The 25,219-nt window shown below is 37.7% G+C and carries 33 protein-coding genes and 6 pseudogenes; 23 read left to right on the forward strand and 16 right to left on the reverse strand.

Annotated elements, in window-relative coordinates:
• Nucleotides 1-44: 44 nt before the first annotated feature.
• The 14 genes and pseudogenes from LDL57_RS16540 to LDL57_RS16605 all read right to left on the reverse strand — a co-directional run bounded on the left by LDL57_RS16540 (nt 45) and on the right by LDL57_RS16605 (nt 8,856).
• On the reverse strand, nt 45-329 hold the full coding sequence (locus tag LDL57_RS16540; RefSeq protein WP_225505450.1) for a hypothetical protein: 285 nt from the start codon (nt 327-329) through the stop codon (nt 45-47).
• Nucleotides 330-371: 42 nt separating this feature from the next.
• Nucleotides 372-650, reverse strand: a complete 279-nt coding sequence (locus LDL57_RS16545) for a hypothetical protein (protein ID WP_225505449.1) — start codon at nt 648-650, stop codon at nt 372-374.
• A 15-nt stretch (nt 651-665) separates the two neighbouring features.
• Nucleotides 666-1,112 (reverse strand): pentapeptide repeat-containing protein, encoded by a 447-nt coding sequence (locus tag LDL57_RS16550; RefSeq protein ID WP_225505448.1) that lies wholly within the window; start codon nt 1,110-1,112, stop codon nt 666-668.
• 220 nt (nt 1,113-1,332) lie between these two features.
• Nucleotides 1,333-1,992, reverse strand: coding sequence for an HNH endonuclease family protein (locus LDL57_RS16555; RefSeq protein WP_225507891.1), 660 nt, complete (start codon nt 1,990-1,992; stop codon nt 1,333-1,335).
• Between the two features lie 487 nt (nt 1,993-2,479).
• Nucleotides 2,480-3,067, reverse strand: a complete 588-nt coding sequence (locus LDL57_RS16560; RefSeq protein ID WP_225507893.1) for a DUF262 domain-containing protein — start codon at nt 3,065-3,067, stop codon at nt 2,480-2,482.
• Nucleotides 3,068-3,175: 108 nt separating this feature from the next.
• Nucleotides 3,176-3,463: a hypothetical protein gene (locus tag LDL57_RS16565; protein ID WP_225505446.1), complete on the reverse strand. Its 288-nt coding sequence runs from the start codon at nt 3,461-3,463 to the stop codon at nt 3,176-3,178.
• Nucleotides 3,464-3,704: 241 nt separating this feature from the next.
• Nucleotides 3,705-3,947 carry a hypothetical protein gene (locus LDL57_RS16570; RefSeq protein WP_225507895.1) on the reverse strand — a complete coding sequence of 81 codons (243 nt, stop codon included), beginning with the start codon at nt 3,945-3,947 and terminating at the stop codon, nt 3,705-3,707.
• 101 nt (nt 3,948-4,048) lie between these two features.
• On the reverse strand, nt 4,049-4,390 hold the full coding sequence (locus LDL57_RS16575) for a hypothetical protein (RefSeq protein WP_225505440.1): 342 nt from the start codon (nt 4,388-4,390) through the stop codon (nt 4,049-4,051).
• Nucleotides 4,391-5,006: 616 nt separating this feature from the next.
• On the reverse strand, nt 5,007-5,384 hold the full coding sequence (locus LDL57_RS17995) for a S24 family peptidase (protein WP_310740200.1): 378 nt from the start codon (nt 5,382-5,384) through the stop codon (nt 5,007-5,009).
• Nucleotides 5,285-5,608: a hypothetical protein gene (locus tag LDL57_RS16585; RefSeq protein WP_225507897.1), complete on the reverse strand. Its 324-nt coding sequence runs from the start codon at nt 5,606-5,608 to the stop codon at nt 5,285-5,287. The genes LDL57_RS17995 and LDL57_RS16585 overlap by 100 nt, the downstream gene beginning before the upstream one ends.
• Before the next feature lie 548 nt (nt 5,609-6,156).
• Nucleotides 6,157-6,468, reverse strand: coding sequence for a hypothetical protein (locus LDL57_RS16590; RefSeq protein WP_225507898.1), 312 nt, complete (start codon nt 6,466-6,468; stop codon nt 6,157-6,159).
• 559 nt (nt 6,469-7,027) lie between these two features.
• A pseudogene (locus tag LDL57_RS18235) lies at nt 7,028-7,467 on the reverse strand (hypothetical protein).
• Between the two features lie 334 nt (nt 7,468-7,801).
• Nucleotides 7,802-8,313: pseudogene (locus LDL57_RS18240) on the reverse strand (RexA family antiphage protein); the annotation flags it as partial.
• Between the two features lie 102 nt (nt 8,314-8,415).
• Nucleotides 8,416-8,856, reverse strand: a complete 441-nt coding sequence (locus tag LDL57_RS16605) for a helix-turn-helix domain-containing protein (protein WP_225507900.1) — start codon at nt 8,854-8,856, stop codon at nt 8,416-8,418.
• A 134-nt stretch (nt 8,857-8,990) separates the two neighbouring features.
• Here LDL57_RS16605 and LDL57_RS18375 point away from each other — a divergent pair, with 134 nt between their 5' ends.
• From LDL57_RS18375 to LDL57_RS16635, 7 genes are all read left to right on the forward strand, one after another.
• On the forward strand, nt 8,991-9,068 hold the full coding sequence (locus tag LDL57_RS18375) for a Cro/CI family transcriptional regulator (protein ID WP_510516332.1): 78 nt from the start codon (nt 8,991-8,993) through the stop codon (nt 9,066-9,068).
• 233 nt (nt 9,069-9,301) lie between these two features.
• On the forward strand, nt 9,302-9,640 hold the full coding sequence (locus LDL57_RS16610) for a CII family transcriptional regulator (RefSeq protein WP_225505775.1): 339 nt from the start codon (nt 9,302-9,304) through the stop codon (nt 9,638-9,640).
• A 72-nt stretch (nt 9,641-9,712) separates the two neighbouring features.
• Nucleotides 9,713-9,886: a DUF2740 family protein gene (locus tag LDL57_RS16615; protein WP_225505431.1), complete on the forward strand. Its 174-nt coding sequence runs from the start codon at nt 9,713-9,715 to the stop codon at nt 9,884-9,886.
• Nucleotides 9,879-10,625, forward strand: coding sequence for a helix-turn-helix domain-containing protein (locus tag LDL57_RS16620; RefSeq protein WP_225505771.1), 747 nt, complete (start codon nt 9,879-9,881; stop codon nt 10,623-10,625). Before LDL57_RS16615 ends, LDL57_RS16620 begins: the two co-directional genes overlap by 8 nt.
• Nucleotides 10,626-10,739: 114 nt before the next feature.
• A complete protein-coding gene (locus LDL57_RS16625; RefSeq protein WP_375141969.1) occupies nt 10,740-12,629 on the forward strand; it encodes a bifunctional DNA primase/helicase in 1,890 nt (629 codons plus the stop codon).
• A 39-nt stretch (nt 12,630-12,668) separates the two neighbouring features.
• Nucleotides 12,669-12,914, forward strand: a complete 246-nt coding sequence (locus LDL57_RS16630; protein ID WP_225505769.1) for a DUF1187 family protein — start codon at nt 12,669-12,671, stop codon at nt 12,912-12,914.
• Nucleotides 12,898-13,110 (forward strand): DUF551 domain-containing protein, encoded by a 213-nt coding sequence (locus tag LDL57_RS16635; protein ID WP_225505427.1) that lies wholly within the window; start codon nt 12,898-12,900, stop codon nt 13,108-13,110. The genes LDL57_RS16630 and LDL57_RS16635 overlap by 17 nt, the downstream gene beginning before the upstream one ends.
• A 22-nt stretch (nt 13,111-13,132) precedes the next feature.
• Here LDL57_RS16635 and LDL57_RS16640 read toward each other — a convergent pair whose 3' ends face one another.
• A complete protein-coding gene (locus tag LDL57_RS16640) occupies nt 13,133-13,417 on the reverse strand; it encodes a hypothetical protein (RefSeq protein WP_225505426.1) in 285 nt (94 codons plus the stop codon).
• Here LDL57_RS16640 and LDL57_RS16645 point away from each other — a divergent pair.
• The 6 genes and pseudogenes from LDL57_RS16645 to LDL57_RS16665 all read left to right on the forward strand — a co-directional run bounded on the left by LDL57_RS16645 (nt 13,345) and on the right by LDL57_RS16665 (nt 15,888).
• Nucleotides 13,345-13,788, forward strand: a complete 444-nt coding sequence (locus LDL57_RS16645) for a recombination protein NinB (RefSeq protein WP_225507508.1) — start codon at nt 13,345-13,347, stop codon at nt 13,786-13,788. The two genes, LDL57_RS16640 and LDL57_RS16645, sit on opposite strands and share 73 nt — an antisense overlap.
• Nucleotides 13,789-14,074: 286 nt before the next feature.
• A complete protein-coding gene (locus LDL57_RS16650; protein ID WP_225507902.1) occupies nt 14,075-14,227 on the forward strand; it encodes a hypothetical protein in 153 nt (50 codons plus the stop codon).
• Between the two features lie 42 nt (nt 14,228-14,269).
• Nucleotides 14,270-14,422 carry a hypothetical protein gene (locus tag LDL57_RS18245; RefSeq protein WP_375141970.1) on the forward strand — a complete coding sequence of 51 codons (153 nt, stop codon included), beginning with the start codon at nt 14,270-14,272 and terminating at the stop codon, nt 14,420-14,422.
• 52 nt (nt 14,423-14,474) lie between these two features.
• A pseudogene (locus LDL57_RS18250) lies at nt 14,475-14,588 on the forward strand (Rha family transcriptional regulator); the annotation flags it as partial.
• Nucleotides 14,589-14,856: 268 nt separating this feature from the next.
• Nucleotides 14,857-15,330, forward strand: coding sequence for a hypothetical protein (locus LDL57_RS16660; protein ID WP_225505425.1), 474 nt, complete (start codon nt 14,857-14,859; stop codon nt 15,328-15,330).
• Nucleotides 15,331-15,396: 66 nt separating this feature from the next.
• Entirely contained in the window at nt 15,397-15,888 is a 492-nt protein-coding gene (locus LDL57_RS16665) for an antiterminator Q family protein (protein WP_225507506.1), read from the forward strand.
• A gap of 222 nt (nt 15,889-16,110) precedes the next feature.
• Here LDL57_RS16665 and LDL57_RS16670 read toward each other — a convergent pair whose 3' ends face one another.
• Nucleotides 16,111-16,374, reverse strand: coding sequence for a hypothetical protein (locus tag LDL57_RS16670; protein ID WP_225505424.1), 264 nt, complete (start codon nt 16,372-16,374; stop codon nt 16,111-16,113).
• A gap of 341 nt (nt 16,375-16,715) precedes the next feature.
• On the opposite strand from LDL57_RS16670, the gene LDL57_RS16675 reads away from it, so the two are divergent.
• The 10 genes and pseudogenes from LDL57_RS16675 (at nt 16,716) to LDL57_RS16720 (ending at nt 25,214) form a co-directional block, all read left to right on the forward strand.
• Nucleotides 16,716-16,991: a hypothetical protein gene (locus tag LDL57_RS16675; protein WP_225507904.1), complete on the forward strand. Its 276-nt coding sequence runs from the start codon at nt 16,716-16,718 to the stop codon at nt 16,989-16,991.
• Nucleotides 16,992-17,279: 288 nt separating this feature from the next.
• Nucleotides 17,280-17,501, forward strand: a complete 222-nt coding sequence (locus tag LDL57_RS16680; RefSeq protein ID WP_180560102.1) for a phage holin family protein — start codon at nt 17,280-17,282, stop codon at nt 17,499-17,501.
• On the forward strand, nt 17,461-17,943 hold the full coding sequence (locus LDL57_RS16685; RefSeq protein ID WP_225505422.1) for a lysozyme: 483 nt from the start codon (nt 17,461-17,463) through the stop codon (nt 17,941-17,943). The genes LDL57_RS16680 and LDL57_RS16685 overlap by 41 nt, the downstream gene beginning before the upstream one ends.
• Nucleotides 17,913-18,359, forward strand: coding sequence for a lysis protein (locus LDL57_RS16690; protein WP_225505420.1), 447 nt, complete (start codon nt 17,913-17,915; stop codon nt 18,357-18,359). Before LDL57_RS16685 ends, LDL57_RS16690 begins: the two co-directional genes overlap by 31 nt.
• A gap of 180 nt (nt 18,360-18,539) precedes the next feature.
• Complete coding sequence (locus LDL57_RS16695) at nt 18,540-19,127, forward strand: BRO-N domain-containing protein (protein ID WP_225507906.1); 588 nt, start codon at nt 18,540-18,542, stop codon at nt 19,125-19,127.
• A gap of 711 nt (nt 19,128-19,838) precedes the next feature.
• Nucleotides 19,839-20,351: a terminase small subunit gene (locus LDL57_RS16700; RefSeq protein ID WP_180560413.1), complete on the forward strand. Its 513-nt coding sequence runs from the start codon at nt 19,839-19,841 to the stop codon at nt 20,349-20,351.
• A gap of 2 nt (nt 20,352-20,353) precedes the next feature.
• Nucleotides 20,354-21,840, forward strand: a pseudogene (locus tag LDL57_RS16705) (terminase).
• Nucleotides 21,840-23,208 (forward strand): annotated as a pseudogene (locus LDL57_RS16710) (DUF4055 domain-containing protein). The pseudogenes LDL57_RS16705 and LDL57_RS16710 overlap by 1 nt, the downstream one beginning before the upstream one ends.
• Nucleotides 23,205-24,328: pseudogene (locus LDL57_RS16715) on the forward strand (putative phage head morphogenesis protein). The pseudogenes LDL57_RS16710 and LDL57_RS16715 overlap by 4 nt, the downstream one beginning before the upstream one ends.
• A gap of 115 nt (nt 24,329-24,443) precedes the next feature.
• Entirely contained in the window at nt 24,444-25,214 is a 771-nt protein-coding gene (locus LDL57_RS16720; RefSeq protein WP_225505417.1) for a hypothetical protein, read from the forward strand.
• The last annotated feature ends 5 nt before the right edge of the window (nt 25,215-25,219 follow it).

Raw genomic sequence — 25,219 nt, forward strand, 5'->3', positions numbered from 1 at the left:
TGAATTAAAAAAGGGGTTTAGGCGGAAGGTTTTTCGATGGGTATTTAAGTGAACAGACACTCTTCAACTGTTTTGAGCGTGTTATTCCAGTCGATTCCATTCAAATCAACTTTAGCAACGAGTTCAGGTAGTTCGCTATCATCAGTTCCATCGTTTTCCCAACCAAAGCGAAAATCTTTTTTTATGGGTCTTTTTTTGAAAGACATCACGTCTCCCCATTCATCTGTTGCAATAAAGTGATGGTCTTCATTGATAGACATTTTAATACCAAAATAGAGTACAAATTTACGGTTAGCTGGAATAGCTAATTCGATGAGTTTCATGTTCATTATATTTTCCTTTAAGATTGAATTATTAAAATAAGCGTTAATTTAAGTTAAATTGATAAAAGAAAAATTATTTCGCTTTTTGTCAATTTCACGGTATATCTTCATCAGTCTCCGGTTCTCTTTCTTAAGACGATCATTTTCATTTGTTAAGCACTGTATGATTGTCTTAAAAGTGCGTACTTCTCTGTCATCGTCATCACGAATATCAATACTGCTTAAGTATATTGAATCGCTCAAATCACGACTGCCATTAGTTACGCCAACCAGATTACCCATATTAGGGTGTTTTGCTGTTACAATGCGTGGATTGTCCAATCTCATCGTGTTTAATCCTTCTTATTGTGCCGTTTGGTTTAACCAGTCAGGGCGCTCACCTTTTCCCAGGTAAAAATCCAGCATATCCAGTAAGCGAGGGTAGAACTCAAGCGCTTTTCTGCCATCCATGTTCACGATGTCTTCTTTGCTAAATTGTCGCCACTTTTCTACCGAATGATGTTGACATCCTGCACGAAGATTTTCTCCATTTGTAATCATTATTGGATAGGGTTCACCCATAATAACGAATGTATCATGGGGTAAGTCAGCTCCACATAGGTTTGCTCCACGTAGATTGGCTTCATATAGGTCTGCTCCACGTAGATTGGCTCCCCATAGGTCTGCTCCCTGTAGGTCTGCTCTAATTAAGTTGGCACCACTTAGATTGGCTTTACGACCATTCTTGCCCATCGAATCTACCCAAAATTTATGCTCATCAAGAATTTTTCTTAATTCATCGTTATTCATTTAATTACCTTCAGGTGAAAAAAAAGACCTAATTAGGTCTTATGCATGAGTTAGGACGTGTGCCCAAGTGCCTCTTGGTGTCCGATTACAGTCATCACGGACGGGTAAACGCAATCAAACTATATTTAGCTATTTGAAAGATAATTTATAGTCTTGACTGTCCCCAGAACAGAATAGGGCGGCGGCGTTTTGTGTTAACTGAGTACAAGGATGATTTATTTTATTCGTCATTCAGTGACCAGATATTTAATGCTTTTTTTGCTAAGAATTTTTGGCGTTCTATTATTGAATTTTCATTCCATTCTTCATAATTACTCCCAATGTATTTTGTTATATCAAATTTACTATTGATATAGGATGGTTTTTTATACTCAAAGGATTTATTTCCTATCTTTTTATTGTCATTGCTAGCTAATAAACACATATTACCTATCCTATGTACTAGGTTATCAAAATGATAATCGTTTCCAATATTCCATTCATCAGATGGAGATTTTGGTAAAATATGCTCTACAGTTACCGTATTTAAATCATAGTATGATGTACTATTTGTTATACTTTTTTCTATTTCAGTAAGTATATATTTTATAAGTTTTGTATTTCTATTATTACCAGTCTTTATTATTTTATTTGAAAAATCATTTTTGAATGTATCATCTGATGGATATAATTTAATTTTTAAATTTTTCAATACTTTTGAAACACCATAACTTTCTAATGAAATTCCTTGTGATATTGAACTATATAATCTTTCTTGTTCATGAGGAAGCATTCCACAAATTATATTATATCTAAATGTTATTATTGTTATATATTTTAATATTTTTTTAAATCCTTTCCTGTCATTGTTATAAAATGCATTATAGCAGGCAATAAGCATTGAAAATGGTTGTTTGACATTGAATATATTGAATAGTAATTCAAGGTAATGTTTTTCTTCATCATCCCAAAAATTGGAGTCTTTAGTATCTTTTAAAGCAGAGTATACTTCTGCGCAATTATCTATTTCTTTTAATAAATTAAAGGCGTCCTCTTTTGTTTTGATTGTTGATTTTATCGTTTTAAATAATTCTTTTTTTCTTGCTAATTTATTTTTGCTATTCCAATAAATGCGAACAAGTTCTGTAAGTTCATCGTTTCCTAATATAGATACAATTCTTTCCCATCTATTTTCTAAGTGGCGTAGTTCATTATTATGAGTACTTTCGTTAGTAATAATTGAAAATATATAATTTTTTAATAAATCAGTAGATGATAATTTTACTCCTCTGGCATTTAGAGTTTCAAAAACTTTAAATGCATTGATTTCATTACTTACCGTAATTGTTGTAAAGCAAAGCTTTTCTGTTATAAAACAATTAATTTTGCTAATCCTGTTCCTTTATCATGAATTTCAGACAAATAATTTTCCATTTCTTTTTGAAGAAAAAGAATGATTTCCTTAATTTATGCTCTGAGTTATTTAAGTTTCTTTGTGGTAACTTTGCTAATGTAGCTAAATAAGTTTGATAGTAATTATCATTATTTTTATTTAGTTGTAATTTAGTATGTTCACAGATTAGAACAGGATCTGTATAACCTATATAACTACTTATAAATTTTTCTTTCCTTGTTTTGTTTTGTTCTGTATCAATATTATTATTTATTAAATCATCAAATATGGAACATGCAGCTAGAATTATTATACTAATGGTTGTAATCCTTTGTTGCCCATCAACAATCTTAAAATTTTTTGTATCTTCGCTTTGTAGTACCAGGTAACCCATATAATGAAAAGAATATGGCTCATCGTTTAGTAAACTTACTATGTCTTGCCAAAGTTCATTCCAGTCAGACTCTTCCCAAGAATAATCACGTTGAAAAGGAGGGACAATGTAGTTATATGAAGGACTTAATAATTCATTAAAAGATTGATTTTTAGTATCAAAATTCATTGTTGGCATATTTTTACTCATTTTTTCACCTGACAATATTAATAATCACTCATGCAATAATTTTTATCAATACCAATGAGCTAAAATAACAATGGCTCAAATTTATAATTTTGATGTTACTCCAAAATATTAATAGATTGTTGATGCGCCAATCCGATGGAATTCAGTGTCCTCAGGTTCGTTGAAGTCGATATTGTCATAAATTCCATATTTGCAGGCTATATCAAGAATTGCATTATTCATCTCTCTGGATGTCATTTGTGAATCAATAATTTTTTCAAATTTTCTATAATCTTCTTCGGTCATATCTACGATATAGTTACATTTTGCGCTAACATCAGCAACAATTTGAACTTGTATTATTTTTTTGTTTTCATCCATTAGCGGTGACTCCAAAATGTGATTCAGGTTTATCATATATGCCGTAAAATCCTGTCGTCCAGGGCGAGGAAGATGTCAAACGGTAATTAGATCTTCATCGGCATGATGATTACGGATGTGTTTTTGTTTAACTCGACAATTGCGGCACTGTCATTACCGTTAGGTTTAATTTTTATTGATTTATATTTCGGGTTATAAATTTTTGCTACTTTCTCGATATCCGCAAGATAGCTGGCATTGAAGCCAATCTCTGAAACGGGCTTGCTTTCTTTAGGAATTACTCTGTTAATGTCAGGATATTTCCTTCAATAACCTCACAGATTGCTGCACCAACGCGTAACCCGTCTTTATCAAGATAGGTCACAATTCTATATTGGGTATCAATCTGTGCCTTGTCAAAGCGAGTAAATTTTGCGCCTTTAATTGAAATTATCACGCTTTCATGTAGCGATTCAGTCTCATGCTCACCAATAAAAACTCGATAACCGTCAGCAGCATACAGCTTTTTTATCAGGGGCAAAACAAATGCCGTTTAGATAATATCTGATATCACATTTAGCCTGAAAAATCATTGCACTGAGAAGTGCTTTTTTATCGACCGTCAAAATCATTTTTATACCTTTAACAGTTAGCAGTGACTCCAAAGTTGGATTTAGGTTTACTGTGAAAACGTCTAGAAGTATACAAAGCTGCTATAGGCAAACAGCAGTTATTAAATGCGTCATAAACTTTAGTAGGACGAATTGATATTGCTTTTTCTACACGATTTATCACTTTTCTTTTTAGTGAAAGGATAGGGCGTTTAGTGTTTGTTGGTGTTTGTTGCTGAGAGGGTTTGCTTCGATTTAAGGCTGCTTTCAGTGCCATATTAAGTGCTTTGTTATATTCATAAGCTGCTTGCCTGGCTCTTCTACGCTCATTTCTACGACGACGAGCATTATCATAACCATGAAAGTTACACATATTACCTCCTGACAATAAGTTTTGGTGGTGTGTGATAGGGCTAAGCAGTCAAATTTACAGTCATCTTGGTGGTACCCTGGTATTGGCATTAGAAGAATGACTGTATTTTGGCAATTTCACACACCCCAAAACCGACTGTTTGGGTGTTTTGTGGTTACGCTTTTTCAGCGAAAGAGTGTTAAAGAGCGGTAGTATTCAACTGTCGTCACTTGCCTTCATGTTCATATGCCTCAGGCTGGCTACTTGGCAACGTCCGGCAAGGTTTCAGATAACTCATGGTATTGTCTGGCGTTTGCCTGTTGCAGTGAGTTGATGGGATGAATAATAGCTATAGCGATAAATTAAGTCAAGCCTAAAGTGATTTATTTTGGGGTTTAATTATTAGATATAGTGATTTTTAGACTAAAAAAACAAGACATGTAGTAACAAATAATAGCTTTAGGGTAGGTGAAATTAATTTAAAAAAATTAAAAAGAAAGGAATATGTTATGGTACTAAAATAGCTACCAAGCGTGAGAAGACCAAAATACTTGGCCGATAATTCGAATGTATTGTTTAAAATCTATTAACGTCATAATCTCATCAGGGTATTCTTCTCTGTTTACGGATCGGATAATTATTTTCCTGGAGCTGATATTAAAGTTTTTACTCGTAGCACATCATCATGAGATATGGCATATGTTTTTCCATCTTCAATAGAGGTCTTGTCGGTATTAATTCCAACTACATCGCCATCATTTAGGGCTGGTTCCATGCTATTACCAGAAATTCTCACTAATCTAGCAGATTGAGGATGAACTCCCATTTTCTTCAGTGAATAACGTCTAAATAATAAACAAATTTTTGATCTTTCGTCAGTCTCATAGGATCCATTACCTGCTGATAATTTTACATCTAAAGAGGAATTTCGACAAATTCTTCTAAATCTTGATTCTTCATTTCTTCGAAAATGTTTAGTTTTAACCGCGTATTTTTTAATTCTGAATGCTTTAATTTATTATTATTATCAGTCATTGGTTCGATACCGCTGGCGAGCCATTCTGGTCGTACACCTAATACCTTTGCTATTTCAACTACTTTGTAGAGCTTTACTGCACTTGATGTATAATTTCCAAATGCTAGATTGAGCCATACTAACGGACTTGAGATAAAGCTCCTTGAATATCTTTTGCTTTTCGCATAGTAAAATTCAATCGCTTTGAAACAATTCAGCGTCAACTAGCTGTTCTATGATTTAATGGTTTCATATTTCATGTACATAATTTTATCACCTAGAGCGATATAACAGCAAGAGCCTATAGCGGTATTGACAATAAAATCTCTTCATAGTGATAAATAAAATCACCAAAGCTAAATAGATGAGATGATATTAATGAAACGATTATCTGTCAAACCTGCAATATGTAAAACTGCATGGACAAGGAAAAGCCTTAGCTAAAGAATGCTAGGTTTATACTCAAAGTGGTACTATCTAAGCGATTGGTTATGAGTAAGAAGCGAATATCACTGAGTTCTTATCCATGATTGACGTGGAAGCTACTGAAGCTGAGGAAGTTCAACTACCTTTTAGACCTGATTTACAAAGCTATTCCATCATCCTGAAAGCGAATAATAAATAACTACGATTTTAACACCACTGCTCTTTAACAACCTGGCCTCCCTGAAATTGGGAGATTTTTTAAATTCCCAGCCCATCGGTAGGGAATACTATTATCTGAAACTTATGGAATTAAGTGTAGAACATGATTGCTGCAAAGACTATCAAATCATTTTGTCTGTATGCTATTTGATTTGCGGTTTTTTGAGTATCTTCTCGCAGAATAGAGATAAGTATTCGGTAAGCAACAGTTATCAAATGAAGGCTGAGGCTTTTTGTCTTTTAGATTGAGAGTGAGTGATGCAATGGTATTAACGGTGTCATCTTGCTTGCTGAATATGGAATCAAGGATTTGCTCTGTAGAACGTGGCTTAGGTTTCGCTTCGTATTCAGCGCGTTTTCTATCCCAGAATGCCATTTGTTTTGCCAGGCGACGGGATTTAGCATTGTCTTTTTTAGGTTTAAAGATAATGGTTGCCATTTTGTTTCTCCTAAATAAGTTTTAGTGGTGTGTGCCGGGATGCTTACGGTTTTTACTCACAGTCTGTTTATTCCCTGATGTAAAAACGAGATTTGACTGTTCTGTTATATTCACACACCCTAAAACTCACTTGGTGGGGTTGCTCTAACGCTTATTCAGAGCGGTGATTCCAATATGTTAAAGAGCGAATGACTTAGGTACTGATGAACTACACTTGCCTTCATGTTCATATGCCTCAGGCTGGCTACTTAGCAACGTCTGGCAAAGTTTCAGATAACTCGTGGTATTGTCTGGCGTTTGCCTGTTGCAGTGAGTTGATGGGGTGATATTACATTCGGTAATAAATAAAGTCAATACCGAAAATATTATAAATTCATTATTTCATTTTTATTGAATGATTTTAAAAGGATTATTTTGTCAGCGATATAAAGAGATGGTTAAAACAAATAAGAAGAGTAAAGCTATGGAGAATATTAGGGTATGGGTTAGTTATGTTGATATTAGAGTGTATGTGAGGTAGAGGGTGGTGAGAGGGCGATAAAAACCCTCGGGCGGAGGGTTATTTTCTATTTGATAAATTATACAGCTGAAGTATCAATAAACATAAGTGCATAAATGAGGTTACAACCATGATTGCAGCCATTGATGGTAATGGTAATTCTTTAAAATTCGATATTAGAATTATACCCGCAAAAAACAATATTCCCAACTCTACAAAGGTAAGAGCATAGAGTGTTATTATTGGTAACATGTATCCGTATTGCTGCAATTTAATGAAGTTATTATTTTTATCCCTAATAGAAATGTGAGTCCAACTATAAGTACCGCAATAAGAGCGCTTGAATAAGAACTAACTGTGGCACCAAGAACATCCCTGTGTAGGGAGAAAGATAGATTTGGTGTTAATGAATATTTAAACCAACAAAAAATTGGGAATGTAATTAAGTATGGGATTGAAAATAGAATTATAGCTGATGCTATTTTTATCAACTTGTTCATTAAATATTTCCCACTATGATATAATTTATACGGCTATAATTCACATTCTATCTTTCTAAAAGACTCAAGTATAGATGGTTTAAGTCTAATGTACGTAGCTAAAATTTCTTCAGCAATGTCAGCGTTAGAACTTTTCTTTATTATTTTAGCGCCAATGTGACCTTTACCATCTAAGTAATATTCTGTGAGTTTATCAGCTGCTGATTCTTTGCCTTTAATTTTTATGTCATCAATTTTATCATAGCTAGCTGCTAGAATTTCTTTTGTTAATTTTGAATATTTTTACGATATTTAGGTTTGATGATTATTTCAATTTCATTCAATAGCACATCACTTACATTTTAGCTCCAATACTTCTGAGGATGTTGTTAGTTAATGAGTTTTCTGATTCAATCCTCAAAGTCGTTCTGCTGATAAAATTCATATTTAATGCATCAACTTTAGTAATCCCTTGCATTAAAGGCTCAACTATTAGGCTTTCGTTAGGCTGTAGCAATTCTTTACTTTTTATAAAATCACAAAATTCTCGCGTTCTAGGGCTCCAATTTGTCGATACAAAACCTAAAATGCTATTTTCAATAAAAACAAAAGAAGAAAACCCTAGTATTTCATCATCAGCTAAACTTTCGCGGATATCGTTAATTGAATTATTTGTTTGGTTAATTTTTTTATTAGCTCAGAATCATTTGTTTTAGTAAACAAAAAGGTTTGTGCATTTATAGGATGTAAGTATATATAGTCACTACCAGACTCAAGCGAATGAGAATTTTTATTTATTATTTTGTCATTGATCGCCTGAGTTAAATTAATTCTACTTGTTATATCAGTGATATCATTTTTTGCATAATAAGCCCAAAACTAACCTTCATAGAGTGTCCTTTTGTATAAAAAATCTAAATAGTCATGCCTGTTTAGATAAGTTTAATGGTTGTATTTCTAAAAAATGCATCACGATGCTCTTTTGGATTTTTTCTCTTTTTCTTTCATTTCTTTATAGATTCGTTCAAGATTAGCCTGAGTCTCAGCAATTTCTTCTAGATAATTTCTTTGTTCATCTTCTGTTAATGCATTGAACATATCTAAAAGCTTTTCTTCTGTTTTTGTTAATTTGGTATATGAATTATCAGGTATCATATAACTATGATCTGTTGGTAGCATTAATTTTGCTATTTCTTCTAACTCTAAAGCTATCGATGGGCTGATCTCATTTGGTTTTACTTTTAATAGTTTTGCAAATAGAGCTACAGTTTTTGCATTTAAAGGATTTACACCATTTAGATAATGACTAACCGCAGCCTGACCAATACCTAATTGATCTGCTATATCTTCTTGAGTGATGCAAAGTTCATTTTTTTTAGCATGTAGATTGATTTCAATCTTTTGCATCATCTAGCTGTTCTTTTGTCAAAGGTTTTTTCTTATTCATGCTCTTATTTTATTACCGTTGATCATATTATAGAAATACATTCGGTATTGACATGCGTTATTACCGAATGTAATAATATATCTAAAAGGAGATTCGGATGAACAAAATTACTATTGAGGATTATGTAAACCGACATGGACAAGAAACAACTGCTAAGGAACTTGGTATTACCTAAGGAGCCGTTAGCAGAGCATTGAAGCAACATCGGAAAATTTTTTTAAATTTCACTAAGAATGGAATTGAGGCAATAGAAATAAAACCTTTTCCATCAAATAGTAACAAGCAAAAATCGAACTAATTTACACCGCTCTTTAACAACTTGGCCTCCCTGAAATTGGGAGATTTATAAATTCCCAGCCCATCGGGAGGGAATACTATTATCTGAAACTTATGGAATTAATTATAGACATGGAAACCACAATTACACGCAAATCAAATGCAAAAAATATTGAAGCCAAAATACGCAATGGCATTCAGGCACATTCAGCAATAAGAATTGCTCACGCTATTGGCATAAATCCTTCTCAAATCACGAGATGGCAGTCAGAGGATGGAATAATTCCTAAGATGGCAAGACTGCTTGATTGCATAGGGTACGATTCACCGAAGCAGGATTTAGTCATAACAAATATCTCAGGTGAAGAGATACGCAAGCTGATAGATATGCTGGAACATTTGAGATTGCCAAAAAAAGAAGCTCCAGAGTTAAAAAACAATGGAGCCTGCAAACATCATATCCAACTTTAAGTTTGGGTTACCTTTCAAGGAGAAGGGAAACGCCAGTTTTCCCTTTTTTCTTTCAATTTCAGCGAGGTCATTATGGCAAATAAACGCCGATTTTACCAGTCAAATATTCATAAAAACATTATTAGAGAGAGAGTCAATCGCTCTTTCACAGAGTTAGCCGCCAAGAAGCTAAAAGCCGCATTAGAAAATGCAAAATTAAGGCTTAAACATCGCGAAGAATCCATTAGAGGTAATCAGTATGAGTAGAATAGCAACAAATTGGGTATGGAAAATTAATTTAAAAGCTTCTCAGAAGTTGTTATTACTAGCTCTAGCTGACAGAGCTGATGAACATCATTGTTGCTATCCCAGTATTCAGAGGCTATCAAATGATACTGGGTTAGATAGAAAAACTATTTGCCGACAAATTAACCAAATGATAGCTGAAGGGTTAATAATCGATACTGGAGAGAGAAAAGGAGCAACAAAACAAGTTAAAGTTTTACGGTTAAATATAACCGAAGAAGAGTACCAAAAACGGGATGATAAACAGTACCAAAATGGGAACAGTACCGAAATTGGTAACGATCCCAAAAACGGTACTTTGAACAGTACCAAAAACGGTACTTTGAAGGATCCCAAAAACGGTACTCAGAATCTATCAGTAGAACCTAACATAGAATCTAAAGATCTTAACACCCAAAAAACTGTTCAAAAAAAATCGATTGAAAAAATATCTCGTTATGCGTTTGAAGGTGAAGTGATTCGACTCAACCAAAAAGATTTTGAACAATGGGCGTCGATATTTTCAGATATTGATTTATTGCAGGAATTGAAACGGTTTGATGTTGAATTCAGCAAAGAAAAACCTAAAAACTGGTTTTCAGCACTGAGTGCAAAATTGAATTATCAAAACGAGACGGCACGCAAACGCAAGCAGCAAAGACAACCTATACCCAATCAATCAACAATGACCATCGCTAAAAACGGCTTGGTATTTTTCTAACAAAATCATCATGAAATCAATTATCAAATCAATACTCATCCGTGGGTACAACCACGGCTGGCTGAGCGCGGGCATTGTACAATACGGGTTTGACAAATTTAATCTGAGGGAAGCATGATTAGCATTACGGAATTATCTGAGAGGTTGTGGCTTGATGTTGTCAGAGTGGCTAAATATCTTTTACCTGAAGGCAAAAAAGAGGGGCACGAGTGGGTGGCTGGCTCTGTGCATGGTGAGCAGGGAAAAAGTTTAAAAGTTAATCTCTCTGGCAAAAAGGTCTGGTCAGATTTTGCAGAGGGAACAGGGGGCGATTTACTCGATTTGTGGGTTCAGGTCAGGGGCTGTAGTTTGCATCAGGCGATGGCGGAAGCAAAGCAGTTTCTAGGGATAGCGGATGAATCGGGTACATTTGAAGCAAAACGGAAAAAACAGTTTAAACGTCCACAACCCGCATCACTAAAAAAAACCGTCCGTAAACCACAAGACTGTTACGAATATCTTCAATCACGAGGCATAGGCCGAAAAACGGCGAAAGAATTTCAGGTCAGTGATGGGATTGTCTGGTCACCTGAAGATAACAGGGAATTACCCGCTATCGCGTTCCCTTACAAGCGAGATGGCGAGCTGATACAGGTTAAACGCATTAGCACAGCAAGACCTGATGGGAAGAAAGTTATTTCAGTTGAAGCGGATTGTGAACCGTGTTTGTTCGGCTGGCAAGCGCTACCCAAAGCAACCCGTGCAGTCATATTGTGCGAGGGTGAAATTGACTGCATGAGTTATCACCAGTATGGGTTGAGTGCATTGTCGGTTCCTTTTGGCGGTGGCTGCGGAGCCAAACAACAGTGGATTGAATATGAATTTCACAACCTTGACCGCTTTACTGAAATCTGGTTGTCGATGGACAATGACGAAGTGGGACAACAGGCAGCCCTGGAAATCGCCCGTCGATTAGGAGAATATCGGTGTCGTTTAGTTAAACTGCCCCACAAGGACATCAACGAATGTTTACAGGCTGGTATGACGCAGCAGGAAATTGTACATTGCCTTGAAACAGCAGCTTATTTTGACCCAGAAGAACTCTGCACAGCGCGAGATTTTTATCAAAGCACGCTTGATGCATTTTACGGCAAAGAGGAATATTTGTTCAAAACACCTTGGGAGTCATTAAATCGGCATTTCAGTTATCGTGAATCTGAGTTAACGCTACTTAATGGAGTCAATGGGCACGGTAAGAGTGAAATTTTGGGGCATGTTCTGTGTGAAGCAATGCGTCAGGGAATGAGAGCCTGTGTTGCTTCGTTTGAGTTAAAACCCGCAACGTTTTTAAAGCGTCTGACCCGTCAGGCGACATGTGCTAAATTACCCTCACAATTAGAAATTGAGTCCGCTTTTAAGTTTTATGAAGATAGGCTCTGGTTATTTGGCTTAACAGGGACAGCGAAATCATCACGATTATTGGAAATCTTCAGATATGCTAACCGCCGATATGGTATCAACCTGTTTATCATTGACAGCCTGATGAAGTGTGGGCTTGCAGATGATGATTACAACGGGCAAAAAGCCTTCATGGATGCACTATGTGATTTTAAAAACAAAACCTCATGCCACGTTATTCTAGTGACACACAGCCGTAAATCGGAAAGTGAGGAGAAACCCACAGGGAAAATGGACGTAAAAGGCTCAGGTTCAATCACCGACCTTGCCGATAACCTTTTCATTATTTGGCGAAATAAACGCAGAGAGCGAGCGCTACAGAAGCTAGAAGCCAGTCAACTATTAACTGAAAAAGAGCAGGAATATCTAAAAGAGCCAGCTTCCATATTGTGTTTAGAAAAACAGCGCAATGGTGAGGGGTGGGAAGGAAAAATCTCATTGTATCTGGATAAACAGGCGCATCAATTTTTAGCAGAAGAAAATACAAGCCCTTATAATTACATCGCCAACATGCCAAACAGTGATTATGACCAGGTTTGGATGAATAACAATGTATCTAGAGATTAAACTCAGCTTTAACATCTTCAAATAATCAGGACACCCCCAATGAAATACCAAATTGAAGCAACCCTTGTTAAGGATGGCGGCGAACCTGTGCATTGGCAGCGCTTTAGCGACAAAGCACTATCAGAAAAAGATTGCCTGAAAATGTTATCCCAGCCGTCCATGTTCAAAATGCAATTTAGCGAGATAGGTTACTACTGGACTGCTATCAATGTAAAAGCTGGAAAGCAAGCTCAAATCAAGTTGATAAATTTTATCTGTAAGGAGATTAATGATGGAGTGGATTAAATGTGAAGAACGATTGCCATTAGTAGACGAACTGGTTTTAATTTGTAAGCGTTGTAATGATGACTTTGAAATTGAAGTTGGCTGGCGAGAGAATGAGAATAGTACTTTCATTTATCATTGTAATAAAGATGAAAAATTAACTTTCGAGCCGGATTATTGGATGCCATTACCTGAGCCGCCTAAGGAAGACTGGTAATGCATGAAATAATTAACTTTATTTACAAAATTAGCATGAATATCTTTTGTTTTTTAGGTGTTGTGATATCAATGATAATGTTGACTATCAAAATTGACAACAGTACGTGGTTTATTGCTTCTTTGAGGCTCTTATCAATAGTGGCAGTCACATCATTAGCTATCACAATGGTATATATCCTTTCTTTCTTGTTTAACCATGTTTTCTTGAAATGAAAAAGAACAGGAGGTATATCTGGAAGACAAATTACTCTTACACGAATCAACGAAACAATCCGTCTGGCAAACACTAAAAGCTGTTCTTGCAACAAACCAACCGCATCAACTTATTATCAAGCCCTTCAAGCAGACTCGAAGCCTATCGCAAAATGCACTTTTTCATTTGTGGACATCTGAGATAAGTAAATATCTGTGTGCAAATGACGCTAATTACACTCCAGAGCAGGTGAAGGAAATGCTGAAACATACATTCTTAGGCTATGAAGTGGTAGAGCGTATCGATGTGACCACACAGCAGCCAGAGCGCGTCAGAACGCTCAGGAGGACATCAAAGCTAGATACGGGTGAGATGCATATCTTTATGCAAAAAGTGGAATGCTGGGCAATTGGCATACGTTGTTTCGTGACAGTACCGGAAAGCTCGGAGTATATGAAATTAAAACAGGGGCAGGAACAGTGAGCAGTCAAAGCAAAACCCCATGAAAGGGGCTTATTCTCAGCGTTGACTTCGTTTGCAATCGCTTTCTGTCACGCTGGCTACAATGGACGCACCGTAGAGTAGTCTTGGAGCCTGTCAGCTAATCATCAATCTGATTAACGCAGGAGACATTAGCAATGTTAGCAGGAAAAGACTTTTATGCAATACAAAATAGGAGCAGTGAGTATTCAATTTGACGTTATCAATAGTTCAGGTTATATTTTCAGTACATCTGCAAAATCAGATGTCAGGGTTAGCCTCCTGATAAGTGAGACCACGTCAATGTACACGCCGTGAGCGTGTTTTTATTGATAAAATTCAGTTACATCTCAATGGTGGGCTGGATGGGGATCGTAAAGATCCGCCAGTTGGTTTCACTGGTAAGGCTAACCCTGTTCAGTTCACCACCATACGAGATTAGCCTCTCAGGTGGTGTTTCACAGACGAAACCATCGGGGGTCATATGACACTTCAGCTTTCTACTATCACCCCTAAAGTTACTATTAACAATAATAAAGCTGTAACCACGTCTAAAGACGTCGCTGATTACTTTGGTAAAGAGCATCAAAAAGTTGTTTTAAAATATCTAACCTTGATTGTTCTGAGCAATTTTTAACCCGCAATTTTGGCGGGTTCAATTTGAACACAAAGGTAATACTTATGATGCTTATGAAATGACAAAAAACGGCTTTATTTTCTTGGTGATGGGATTCACAGGCAAAAAGGCAGCCCAATTTAAAGAGGCATACATTGCTGAGTTTGATAAAATGGAATCAGAACTCAATAGTGCGATCGCTGTAACTGGAGCATCCAATAAAGTTCTTCTCACTTTACTACCCAATGGCAAAGTAGATAGCGCAAGAGTGATTCATGATAATGAATATGTCGCTTCACTAGAGTCATTGTTCGAAATTGGTCGTCGTGCTGGTTACATGATTATTCACAAAGATGAATTAATCAAAAAACTCTCTGAATAATCAATCACCCTAAATTTAATCATCATTTATAGCCCCTCAAATGAGGGGTTTTTTATTGGGAGAAATAATTTTAATGGCACTAAAAAGGGATAAATACGATGCTGTGTTCTCTGAATTAGTTCGCGAAAGAACAAACTGGATATGTGATTATTGCGGACGACATTTTCAGCATGAACGCGCTAAGCTGCACTGCTCACACTTCAAATCAAGACGACATAAAGCCACCCGTTATCACCCCTTAAATAGTTTTTCGCACTGTCAAGGCTGTCATCGTAAATTAGGCGAAGACCCTTACGAGTTTACCGCGCATGCAGAGATAACTTATGGTGAGATGACCATTGCCAAAATAGCGATGCTAGCAAATACCCCTGTAAGGTTCAAGGTGGGTGAAATGGATGAAATCTACCGTCAAATGAAAAGTGAGCTAAAAAGAATGAAAACGATGCGACTTGATGGATTTATAGGGCGCATTGAGTTTTTCTTACCGGATTGGTATCAGGCAGGCATTACCTTTCGAATGGGCGAAGAAAAAGCCCACACACTTTAAACCACCATTACTATTCAACGCAGGGCATTTAAACCATGCCCCTATTCCTGTTTTGCCGGAGGAGAGATGAGAGCGGTTAAGTCACTGGAACTAACCAAAGCACAGCATGACTGGGTAAATGGTTGGCTTGAGTTATGGGGGGCTTGGGTAAGCTCAGGAGAGCTTGATAAACGGCAATTCAATATTATCTGGCGATTCATGCAAAAAGCGAAAGGGGAAGTTATACCTTCCAGGCCAATGTGTAACGATGATGAAGGATTGCTCATTTCTCAAGTGGTTGATGCTGTCATGCGTATTGATGAAAAAGCCTACCAAATTCTATTAAGTTATTACGTTTACGGAAAATCAAAATTAAGCATAGCCACCTATTATCATAATATAGCGAAACCCAGAAGGATGAAGACCAGAGCGGGGGGCAGGTGGAAAAAGCCATCACGCATAACATGTCGAAGGGAGATTGATGACATTCTCAATGCCAGCGTGTATTTAATACACAATCGGCTAATAACAGTCATGAAAAATCCAAACACTGTTGATAAAATGATTAATTATACCTAATTATGGCTTGACTTTAATGAGCAAATGAGCAACAATTTCAAGGTAAGCTGATGTAGTTGTATAAAAAAATCATAAAGTTTCGCTTTTGCGGGGTTTTTTGTTGCTTCATTAACCAAATAATAATATCCTATCAACGCACTACTTTTTGTAAGCTCGTATGGTACATATAGGTAAATAAGGCAGTAGTGCATAGCCCCACGTGAAAGCGTGGGGTTTTACTTTTTATGCTATTTTGAAAACGGATTGATAGCCGTGATTATATGACTCAAAAGCATCTTTATGACGAACAGCGCCAGCTTGACTATCTGAAATTTGAGTTAAAACTGAGTCGTCATAAGCTTTTTGCGCTCCAGTAAGCGCATGGTGACGACCTAATTCATAGGCGCATCCCGCACATTTATGACGACTATTTTGACCTTGATTATTAGAAAGAGATGTAAATAACTGGTTGTAGCGATGAGGCTTTTGACAAATATTCTTATTCATTAAAATCAGTCCTGTATATAAACAGGGCTTTACACAGATCACCAAGTGAAATAAACTAAATGCGTGATCACATGTAAAACCTTGTCGTTTTATCTTCCGTCCCTGATAGTTGTCGCTATCAGGGATTCCTATATATAGTATTTAGTATTCAAAACATATACTATATGTCGTTATTATATTCTTGAGCAAAAAAAGATCAACGAAAAGATCGACTTACGAAGAAACACCCCTTGTTGATGGTGGGGCATTTCGTTTACGCCGCCGCAAAACTGTCAGTTCAAATAGCTTAAACAAGTAAGGCGGCTGTCTTCCTGTTTAATTGTTAAACATGAGGTTAAAGTATGGACGAACGTATAGAAGTATTAGAAAGTAGAATAGCTGAATTGGAAAAACAGTTCACAGAGATGAATAAGGTGAACTGCTGTACTAAATCAGAACATGGTGTTAATGCTATTGTTCAAAACGTTTTAGATTTAACCCGAGTAAAAAAGGCTACATCCAATTTTAAAACAAATTGTAAAGTCAATTATCAACACAGTGTCGATGCGGGATGTGTATTAAAGCTGATTTGCGTCAATCAGCTTAATATTTTTAACTACGTCTTTCATTATTGGTGAGTTAATCTCTGACAGCCCATCTAACACAACTTGTCTTTTCTCATAGTCAGTTGCAATTATCGCCAATAAAACTTGCTTAATAGCTACAAGCTCGTGTGCAATGGGTTCTGGAATAGATTTATTCATGTTAAATTTAAATGGGTAAAATTTTTTCTCAATCATTTTTTCATTCTCTAGTTTATTAATTTAAGTATCAGCTAATTCATCAATTAGCTGTATCGCAATCTTAGCTTAATTTAATCAAATTAACATTTATTCAAAGCAATGGAACCCTCAATAGGAGGGTATATGCGTATGTCTGAAAAATACTCAACACCTACCGCCTACCTTTGGGGCATCATGACGACTGTTCTAGGTTTCTTTACCCTTGAGCAGTGGGTGGCAGTAATCGGTATTGTCTGCACGATAGGGACATTTTTAATCAACGTGTACTACCGCAAAAAGGAGTACAAACTTAAGGAGCGTCAATATGAAAATACCGAAAAAAATATTGATGGCAACAGGCGGTAGTGCATTGCTTTTAGCGTCAAGCATGATAACCCATTTCGAAGGGCTGAGACTTAAGCCCTATTTCGATGGTGGCGGTGTGCTTTCTGTTTGTTACGGTCACACAGGTAACGATATTCACCGTAACCGGACTTACACACAAGAAGATTGTGATAAGTGGCTTGATGACGATTTGAAGGTGGTTAAACGGTATGTTGACCCGCTGGTCAAGGTCAATATCAACACACTGACTCAAGCAGCGCTTTATTCATTTGCTTACAACGTGGGTGTGGGAAATTTTGCCAAATCGACATTACTCAAAAAGCTCAACGCTGATGACCGAAAAGGCGCTTGTGAAGAAATGAAACGCTGGGTTTATGTCGATGGCAGAAAGTGGAAAGGATTAATGACCCGTCGGGAAATAGAGAGCGTAATATGTTATGGAGACCTTACGCATTTGGCGTAGCGATTATTGGATTGGTTTTATCACTCATTTTCACCAACAGCCGTTATCAAACCGTCAAGCAAAACTACCACACGCTAAAACAGCAATATCAAGCGCAAATTGAAGCGTTGAAATTGCAGCAGCAGAAGATAGATGCCTTGCACCAACTCGATATTGAACACACCGAGGAACTCAATAATGCAAAAGCTCAAATTACCAAGCTCAATGATGCTGTTCGTGCTGGCACTAAGCGGTTGCGGGTCAACGCCGTGTGTCATACATCCAAAACCACTACCGCCAAGAGCCGATATGATGAAGCCACCCCACAATTTGGCGAAGCAGCTAGACAAGATTATTTCCGTCTCAGAGCGATGATGATTGAGAATGAGAAGCAGACGGAATATCTACAGCAGTACATCAATACACAATGTCAATGAATCGGTCATTGGCAGGTTCAAATCTTAACAATTCTAGCGCAACGAAAGCGCATCTAAATACTCCACCGAACCTGACTTTATAGAAATGAGCCTTTGAGGGTGTCAGCAGAGCTGGCGAGCCTCGGTGGGCTGGCATTCCTATTTCGTCAAAGGTTCATTTTATAAAGAAGGTAATACGTTATGTCTAAAACATTAGTATTTAAAAACATTGAAGTTATGCCATTTGATAATAGGGATGGAAAAATCTGGTTTACTTCTACATCGCTAGCATCCCTACTCGAATATGCAGACGTTAAGTCAGTGAGTAAGATTTATAGCAGAAACAAAGATGAGTTTACTGATGAGATGTCTCAGGTGGTCAAAATGACCACCTGCGATAAATCAAAGGGTTACGATAATTGGGAAACGGAAGTTAGGATATTTTCTTTACGTGGCGCTCATCTAATCGGAATGTTATCTAAAACCAAAGTTGCTAAAGCACTGCGTAAGTGGTTACTGGATTTAGCGGAAAAAGAAAGCCACCCAGCAAATCTTGCTCTGTTAGATATGGAAGGATTGAAATCATTAACGATTGGCGAAATGCAAAACAGGTTGGTTGCTGCAAATAAATGGTCGTTTGACAATTTTGGTAGAAAGGGAAGCGACTTAATGAACCTACGTAAGCGTCATCTGAATAAGATACGTAAAGCAGAAAAAACAATTATGGCACTTTCTCAATTAAGACTACCAGGATTTGATGATACGCCAAATGGAGAAAGTCAAGCATGACTCCTGAACAATTCATTGAGACGAATGTCAAGGCCGAGTTAATGAAGCTTGGTTTTCTCTATCTGTAGCCAGTTTAGCAACAAATGAAGCTATTAGATACTATCGACAATCTAAATCAACACAACGCGGTAAAATGATGGCCAACTGTCTTGATGTAGCTAAACAGTGGGTGGGAAGAAATTCAGTAAAACAGTGGTAGATTTGTGATGAACCTCTTCAAAGTAAGAATAGTTATGATTGGTTTATTATTGTTTCTGTCTAGATGGGCTAGCGCAATAACCGTGACCTTCAGGACAAAGAAAGCACTTATGTTTCTTATGATATAATTTTAAACATTCAGCGTTATTTGTACCTTCAGTAGGATAATCGATTATTGGCTCTTGGGTTACAGCAAAAAAAAGGACTAATGCTTAAAAACCAATCGAAATAATCAATGCATTGGATAATGATTTCATGTTTTATCCCCAGAAGAAAATGAATATTATTACTAATAATATCTCTTTAATTTAACATTTAAATAACTTTTTTGTAAAATAATAAAAATTCTATAAAAGTGAAATTATCAGCATTTTATGTAAGTTTATTCGATGTGCTGTCTCAAATATTCCTGATGTTACACAAATCAAACCAGCATAATATTCTTATTGGCATTCATTAAATACACTGATCATATTGTGAAATTTTTTAAATTAAAACAAACAAGGTAAAGATATGGCACTCACAGACAAGCAGGAAGCATTTTGTCGCGAGTACCTGATTGATTTGAATGCGACTCAGGCAGCAATTAGAGCCGGGTACAGTGAAAAAACAGCAAAAGATATCGCATGCCAAAACTTAGCAAAACTCAACATTCAAAAACGCATACAAACCCTCATGGAAGAACGTAAGAATCGCATTGAGGTTAATGCTGACTACGTGCTTAAGCGGCTGGTTGAGATCGACCAAATGGATGTACTCGATATTCTGACCGATTCTGGCGATTTAAGACCGATCAAAGATTGGCCTAAAGTTTGGCGGACAACATTAAGCGGTTTAGATATTGCAGCCATACGAGTTGATGGTGCAGAAGCATTGCTCAAAAAAGTAAAGTGGCCAGATAAAGTTAAAAACCTTGAGTTACTTGGCAAGCATGTCTCAGTACAGGCTTTTAGAGAACAAGTAAAAAATGAGCATGATGTGGTCGGAACGTTATCTAATCTTATGGACGAACTTTCACAAAAATAACTATGAAGCCACAACATTTAGCTTTATTGCGCGATAAGCTTTGGCGACTAAATCATCTTTATTGGATAACGGATAAAACCGGAAAACCAATTCGATTTGACATGACCCCTGAGCAGTTATTCTATTTTGAAGGAATGCATACCAGAAATATCATTCTAAAGGCGCGTCAGCTAGGGTTTACGACTGAAGTGTGTATTATTCAGCTTGATGCGGCGTTATTTGAATCTGCCAGGTGTGCATTAATTGCGCATACTCTTAATGATGCTAGGCGATTATTCAGAGAAAAAACCAAATACGCTTATGAGCGACTACCGGCTGAAATAAAAGCGGCTAACCCAGCCAGTAATGATTCAGCGGGTGAGCTGGTATTCCATAAAGGGGGTTCACTTTACATTAGTACTTCATTTCGCGGTGGTACATTGCGTTATCTGCATGTTTCTGAATTTGGCAAGATTTGTGCAAAATATCCTGATAAGGCACGTGAAATTGTAACTGGTGCTTTTGAAGCGGTATCCAATGATTGCTTTGTCACTATAGAAAGCACGGGCGAGGGAAGATCTGGTTACTTTTATGATTATTGTCAGTCTGCTGAAAAAGCACAACTTCAAGTAAAAAACTTTCACAGCTCGATTGGAAATTCTTTTTTCTTCCCATGGTGGGAAAACAATAATTATGCAATTGATCCGGTTGAGCCCATTCCAAAGCGGCTAATTGATTATTTCACTGAGCTGTCCGGCAAACATGGCATTTGGTTAACCGACAAACAGAAAGCCTGGTATTACGCAAAAGAGAAAACGCTTGGTGATGATATGAAGCGGGAATATCCCTCACTTCCCGCTGAAGCTTTCCAACAATCAGTAGAAGGCGCCTACTATGCCAGGCAGTTTCGTTATCTTTATCAAAATAAACGCATTGGGACATTGCCTAATAACAGCCATTTGCCAGTACATACATATTGGGATATTGGGGTAGGTGATTCAACGTCAATATGGTTTGTACGTGAAGTGGGAAATGAATTTCATATTATTGATCATTACTCAAATAGTGGTGAAGGGTTGCGGCATTACATGAAGATACTGAAAGATAAAGGCTATACCTACGCCAGTCACAATGCACCTCATGATATTGATAATCGTGAATTTGGTTCTGACGCAAAATCCAGGCGTGAAATTGCCAGAGAAGGCTATGAGATTGATGGGCAGAAATATGCAATACGATTTGATGTAGTGCCAAAACTTTCCATTGATGAAGGGATTGAGGCGGTACGTGAAATATTGCCAAATTGTGTATTTGATGAACATCGATGTGCCGATGGAGTTGCTCATTTAGAAGCTTATCGCAAAGAGTGGGATGACAAGCTGGGTTGCTGGAAAGATAAACCCTACATGATTTTACGTCACATGATGCTGATGCATTTCGATATTTTGCGATTAGCCGAAAAAATAAACAGCGTCCCGCCTTTGAGATTAATTTAGGAACCACATTCTAATGAGTATGTCTAGTGTTGATTTTACCCGTCCTGAATATAAATTGTTTGTGTTGCAATGGGCATTAGTTCGGACAGTTTGTAAAGGGATGATTCAGTAAAAACTATCTGCCGATATTAGAAGAATCGAATAAAGAACGCAAAAGGAAACGTAATAGCGATTATCAAGATCGTGCGGTGTTTTATCCGATAACCGGTCATACCCGTAATGGGATGATAGGAATGGCTTTTAAAAAAAGATCCGCTGGTTGAGATTGATGAAAGACTGGCTTATCTGAAAGAGGATGCTGATGGAGCGGGTTCAAGTCTTTATCAGTTAGCCCAATCGTCATTGGAATCCGTCTTGGAAGTGGGACGACATGGCTTATATGTCGATTATAATAACGAGTCAAAGCAAGTCTATTTTTTTCAATACAAAGCCGAAGATATTATCAACTGGCGAATGCAACGCATTAATGGTCGTAATCGCTTAACTCTGGTGGTATTACGTGAAACAGTAGAAGAACAAGACGGTTTTGGATTCAAGGATACCATTCAATATCGTGTTCTGGCTATTGAAAAGGGAAATTTATCTGTCGCGTTTATCGAAAACCTGCAGGAAACAGTGTTTACCAAATAGATGTTGAATATATCCCTGATCGCGGTGGCTCAGGTGCTTGGGAGGAGATCCTGTTTACCTTTATAGGTGCTCAAAATAATGATCACACTATTGATGAAGCGCCGTTACTTGGACTCGCCAAAATCAATTTGGGTCATTATCGAAATTCCGCCGATTATGAAGATTCGGTTTTTTCTGTGGTCAGGTGCAACCCTATATTAGCGGCTTGAAAGATGAATGGCGTGACTGGTTAGAGAAAAAGGGTATATTAGTCGGCTCCCGCTCACCCATTTTGTTACCTGAGCAAGGTTCCTGTGGTTACATTCAAGCACAGCCTAACATGCTAGCGAAAGAAGCGATGGACAGTAAGCGTGATTATATGGTGGGGTTGGGCGCTCAATTAGTTTCTGCTGATAATAAAGTGAAAACCGTTATTCAATCAGTGGGTGAATTAAGTGCACAAACATCTGTCCTGAGTATCTGTTGCGCGAATGTCTCAGAAGGTTTAACTAAAGGGTTAAAGTGGTGCGCTGAATATGCGGGTGCTGAACCTGATAAATGCGTATTTGAAATTAATAGGGACTTGGTCAATCACATTGCCGATAGCACGATGATACGTGAGATAGTGTCAGCCTGGCAATCTAGCGCCATTCGTCAATCTGACCTGGTGCGTAACTTGCAAAAAATTTGACATTATCAATCCGGCTGATGAGGTTGATGTGGTGGTGGATGAACTCAATAATCAGCAACCCACTATGATAGGTGAGCGATGAGAACGGTGAATGAGCGCCTGATGGATGAATTACTTGCTCACTCGCTGTTTTCTGGTCGTTATGCTAGTGGGGTTGCTAAAAAGATGGTTAACACCCTGAATGCATTTGACGCTCAGCTCAGTGCATCCTTAATTGTGGCACTGGATGATGCCAATATCGATGCTGATAGTTTTACTGTCAGGCGATTAGAATCTTTGCTCGCCAGTGTTAAGGCTATTAATAAAAATGCGGTAGCCAACGCGTTTTCCTTTTAAAGGGCGAGATGAAGGCGCATGCACAATATGAGGTAGATTATTATCCCGCTTTATTTGATTTTCTAATGCCAGAGGTTGTTCTTCGTCAATATCCATTGATGAGTCTCACCACAGATATGCTTTATGCAGCGGTGATGGCGCGCCCATTGCAGGGAAAACTGTTATCTGAGTGGGCTGAGGGTCTGGAAAAAGACCGCATGACGCGCATTAATAATACCGTTCGCAATGGGTATTTGAATGGCGATAGCGCTGTAGAAATGGGTCGTAAAATACGTGGTAATGTCAAGCAAGGCTATAAAGACGGTGCACTACAAATCAGTCGGGCAAATGCAACCAGTATTGCCAAAACCGCAATTAATCACCTACAAGCCACCGCCCGAAATCAGTTTGCAGAGGCTAATAAAAAACTCCTTGAGGGTAAGCAGTGGTTATCGACGCTGGACAACAAAACCTCTCATGCCTGTATTGTTCGCGATCGATTGAAATATACCCTTGAAAGTAAGCCAATCGGCCATAAAGTGCCCTATTTGCAAGGACCAGGAAAAATTCACTGGAATTGTCGTTCGACTGAAACATTGATCACTAAATCATGGCGTCAATTGGGAATTGATGTTGATGAAATGGACGAAAACACTCGGGCCTCGATGGATGGACAAACACCAGCCGAGACAACCTTTCTTCAATGGATACAACGACAATCCGCTTGGCGACAAAAGCAGGTATTTGGTGAAGTACGCTACCGGCTAATGAAAGAGGGTGGCATGCATCCGGCCCAGTTTTATAGCGATAAAGGTGAGTTTATTACTTTGGCACAATTACGAAAGATAGATGGACAGGCATTTAAAGAAGCTGGGATGGGAATTTAACCAGTATACATAGCAATCAAGGTCACTTCGGTGGCCTTTTTTGTTTGCTAAATTCGGCCTAGGGCTGAGGTAATTTAACGCGCAAGGCGCATAGATAAAATCCCAAGGGGACATAATGAGCATTTTAAACATCGGTAGCAACTATCATTCATCAGTAGAAGACCCGAATGGTGGTGGCGGGGCTAGCGGCACAGCAATCACACCGGAAGTTCAGGCTATTATTGATAAGCAGATTAATGAGCAGGTGACAGGACTAAAGGCAAAAAATAGTGAATTACTCGGTTTGCTCAAAAAGCAAACTGATAATTTAAAGCGCTTTGAAGGAATCGATCCTGAACAGGTCAAAGGCATTTTGCAACGTTTTGACAATGATGAAGAAGCGAAGTTGATTGCCGAAGGCAAGATTGACGAGGTTATCAATAAGCGCACGGAACGATTGCGCCATGATGTAGAAAAAAAACTACAATCTGAGAAGCGACGGGCGGAAAAGGCAGAAGAATTTGCCAATAAATTCCGCAGTCGGGTTTTAGGCGATGAAATTCGTGCAGCTGCAAGTCAATCCGGCGCGTTAGCCAGTGCTCAGGAAGATTTAATATTACGTGCCAAGGGCATATTTAAAATCAATGACGAAGGTCAGGCCGTCGCTGTTGATGAGGAAAACAATCCGATTATGGGTAAAGATGGCCGTACACCTTTAACCCCCGCTGAGTGGATTGATTCGCTAAAAGAAAGTGCCCCCCATTTATTTCCTTCTGCATCCGGTACAGGTTCAGGGGATAGTAAGTCAGGGGGCGCACATTTTAAACGTTCTCAGATGTCTTCATCTGATAAGGCCGCATATATCCGGCGATTCGGTCGTGAAGCTTATCTGGGATTACCAAAGTAAGGAAT

Source organism: Arsenophonus apicola (assembly GCF_020268605.1).
GTDB classification, from domain to species: Bacteria; Pseudomonadota; Gammaproteobacteria; order Enterobacterales; family Enterobacteriaceae; genus Arsenophonus; species Arsenophonus apicola.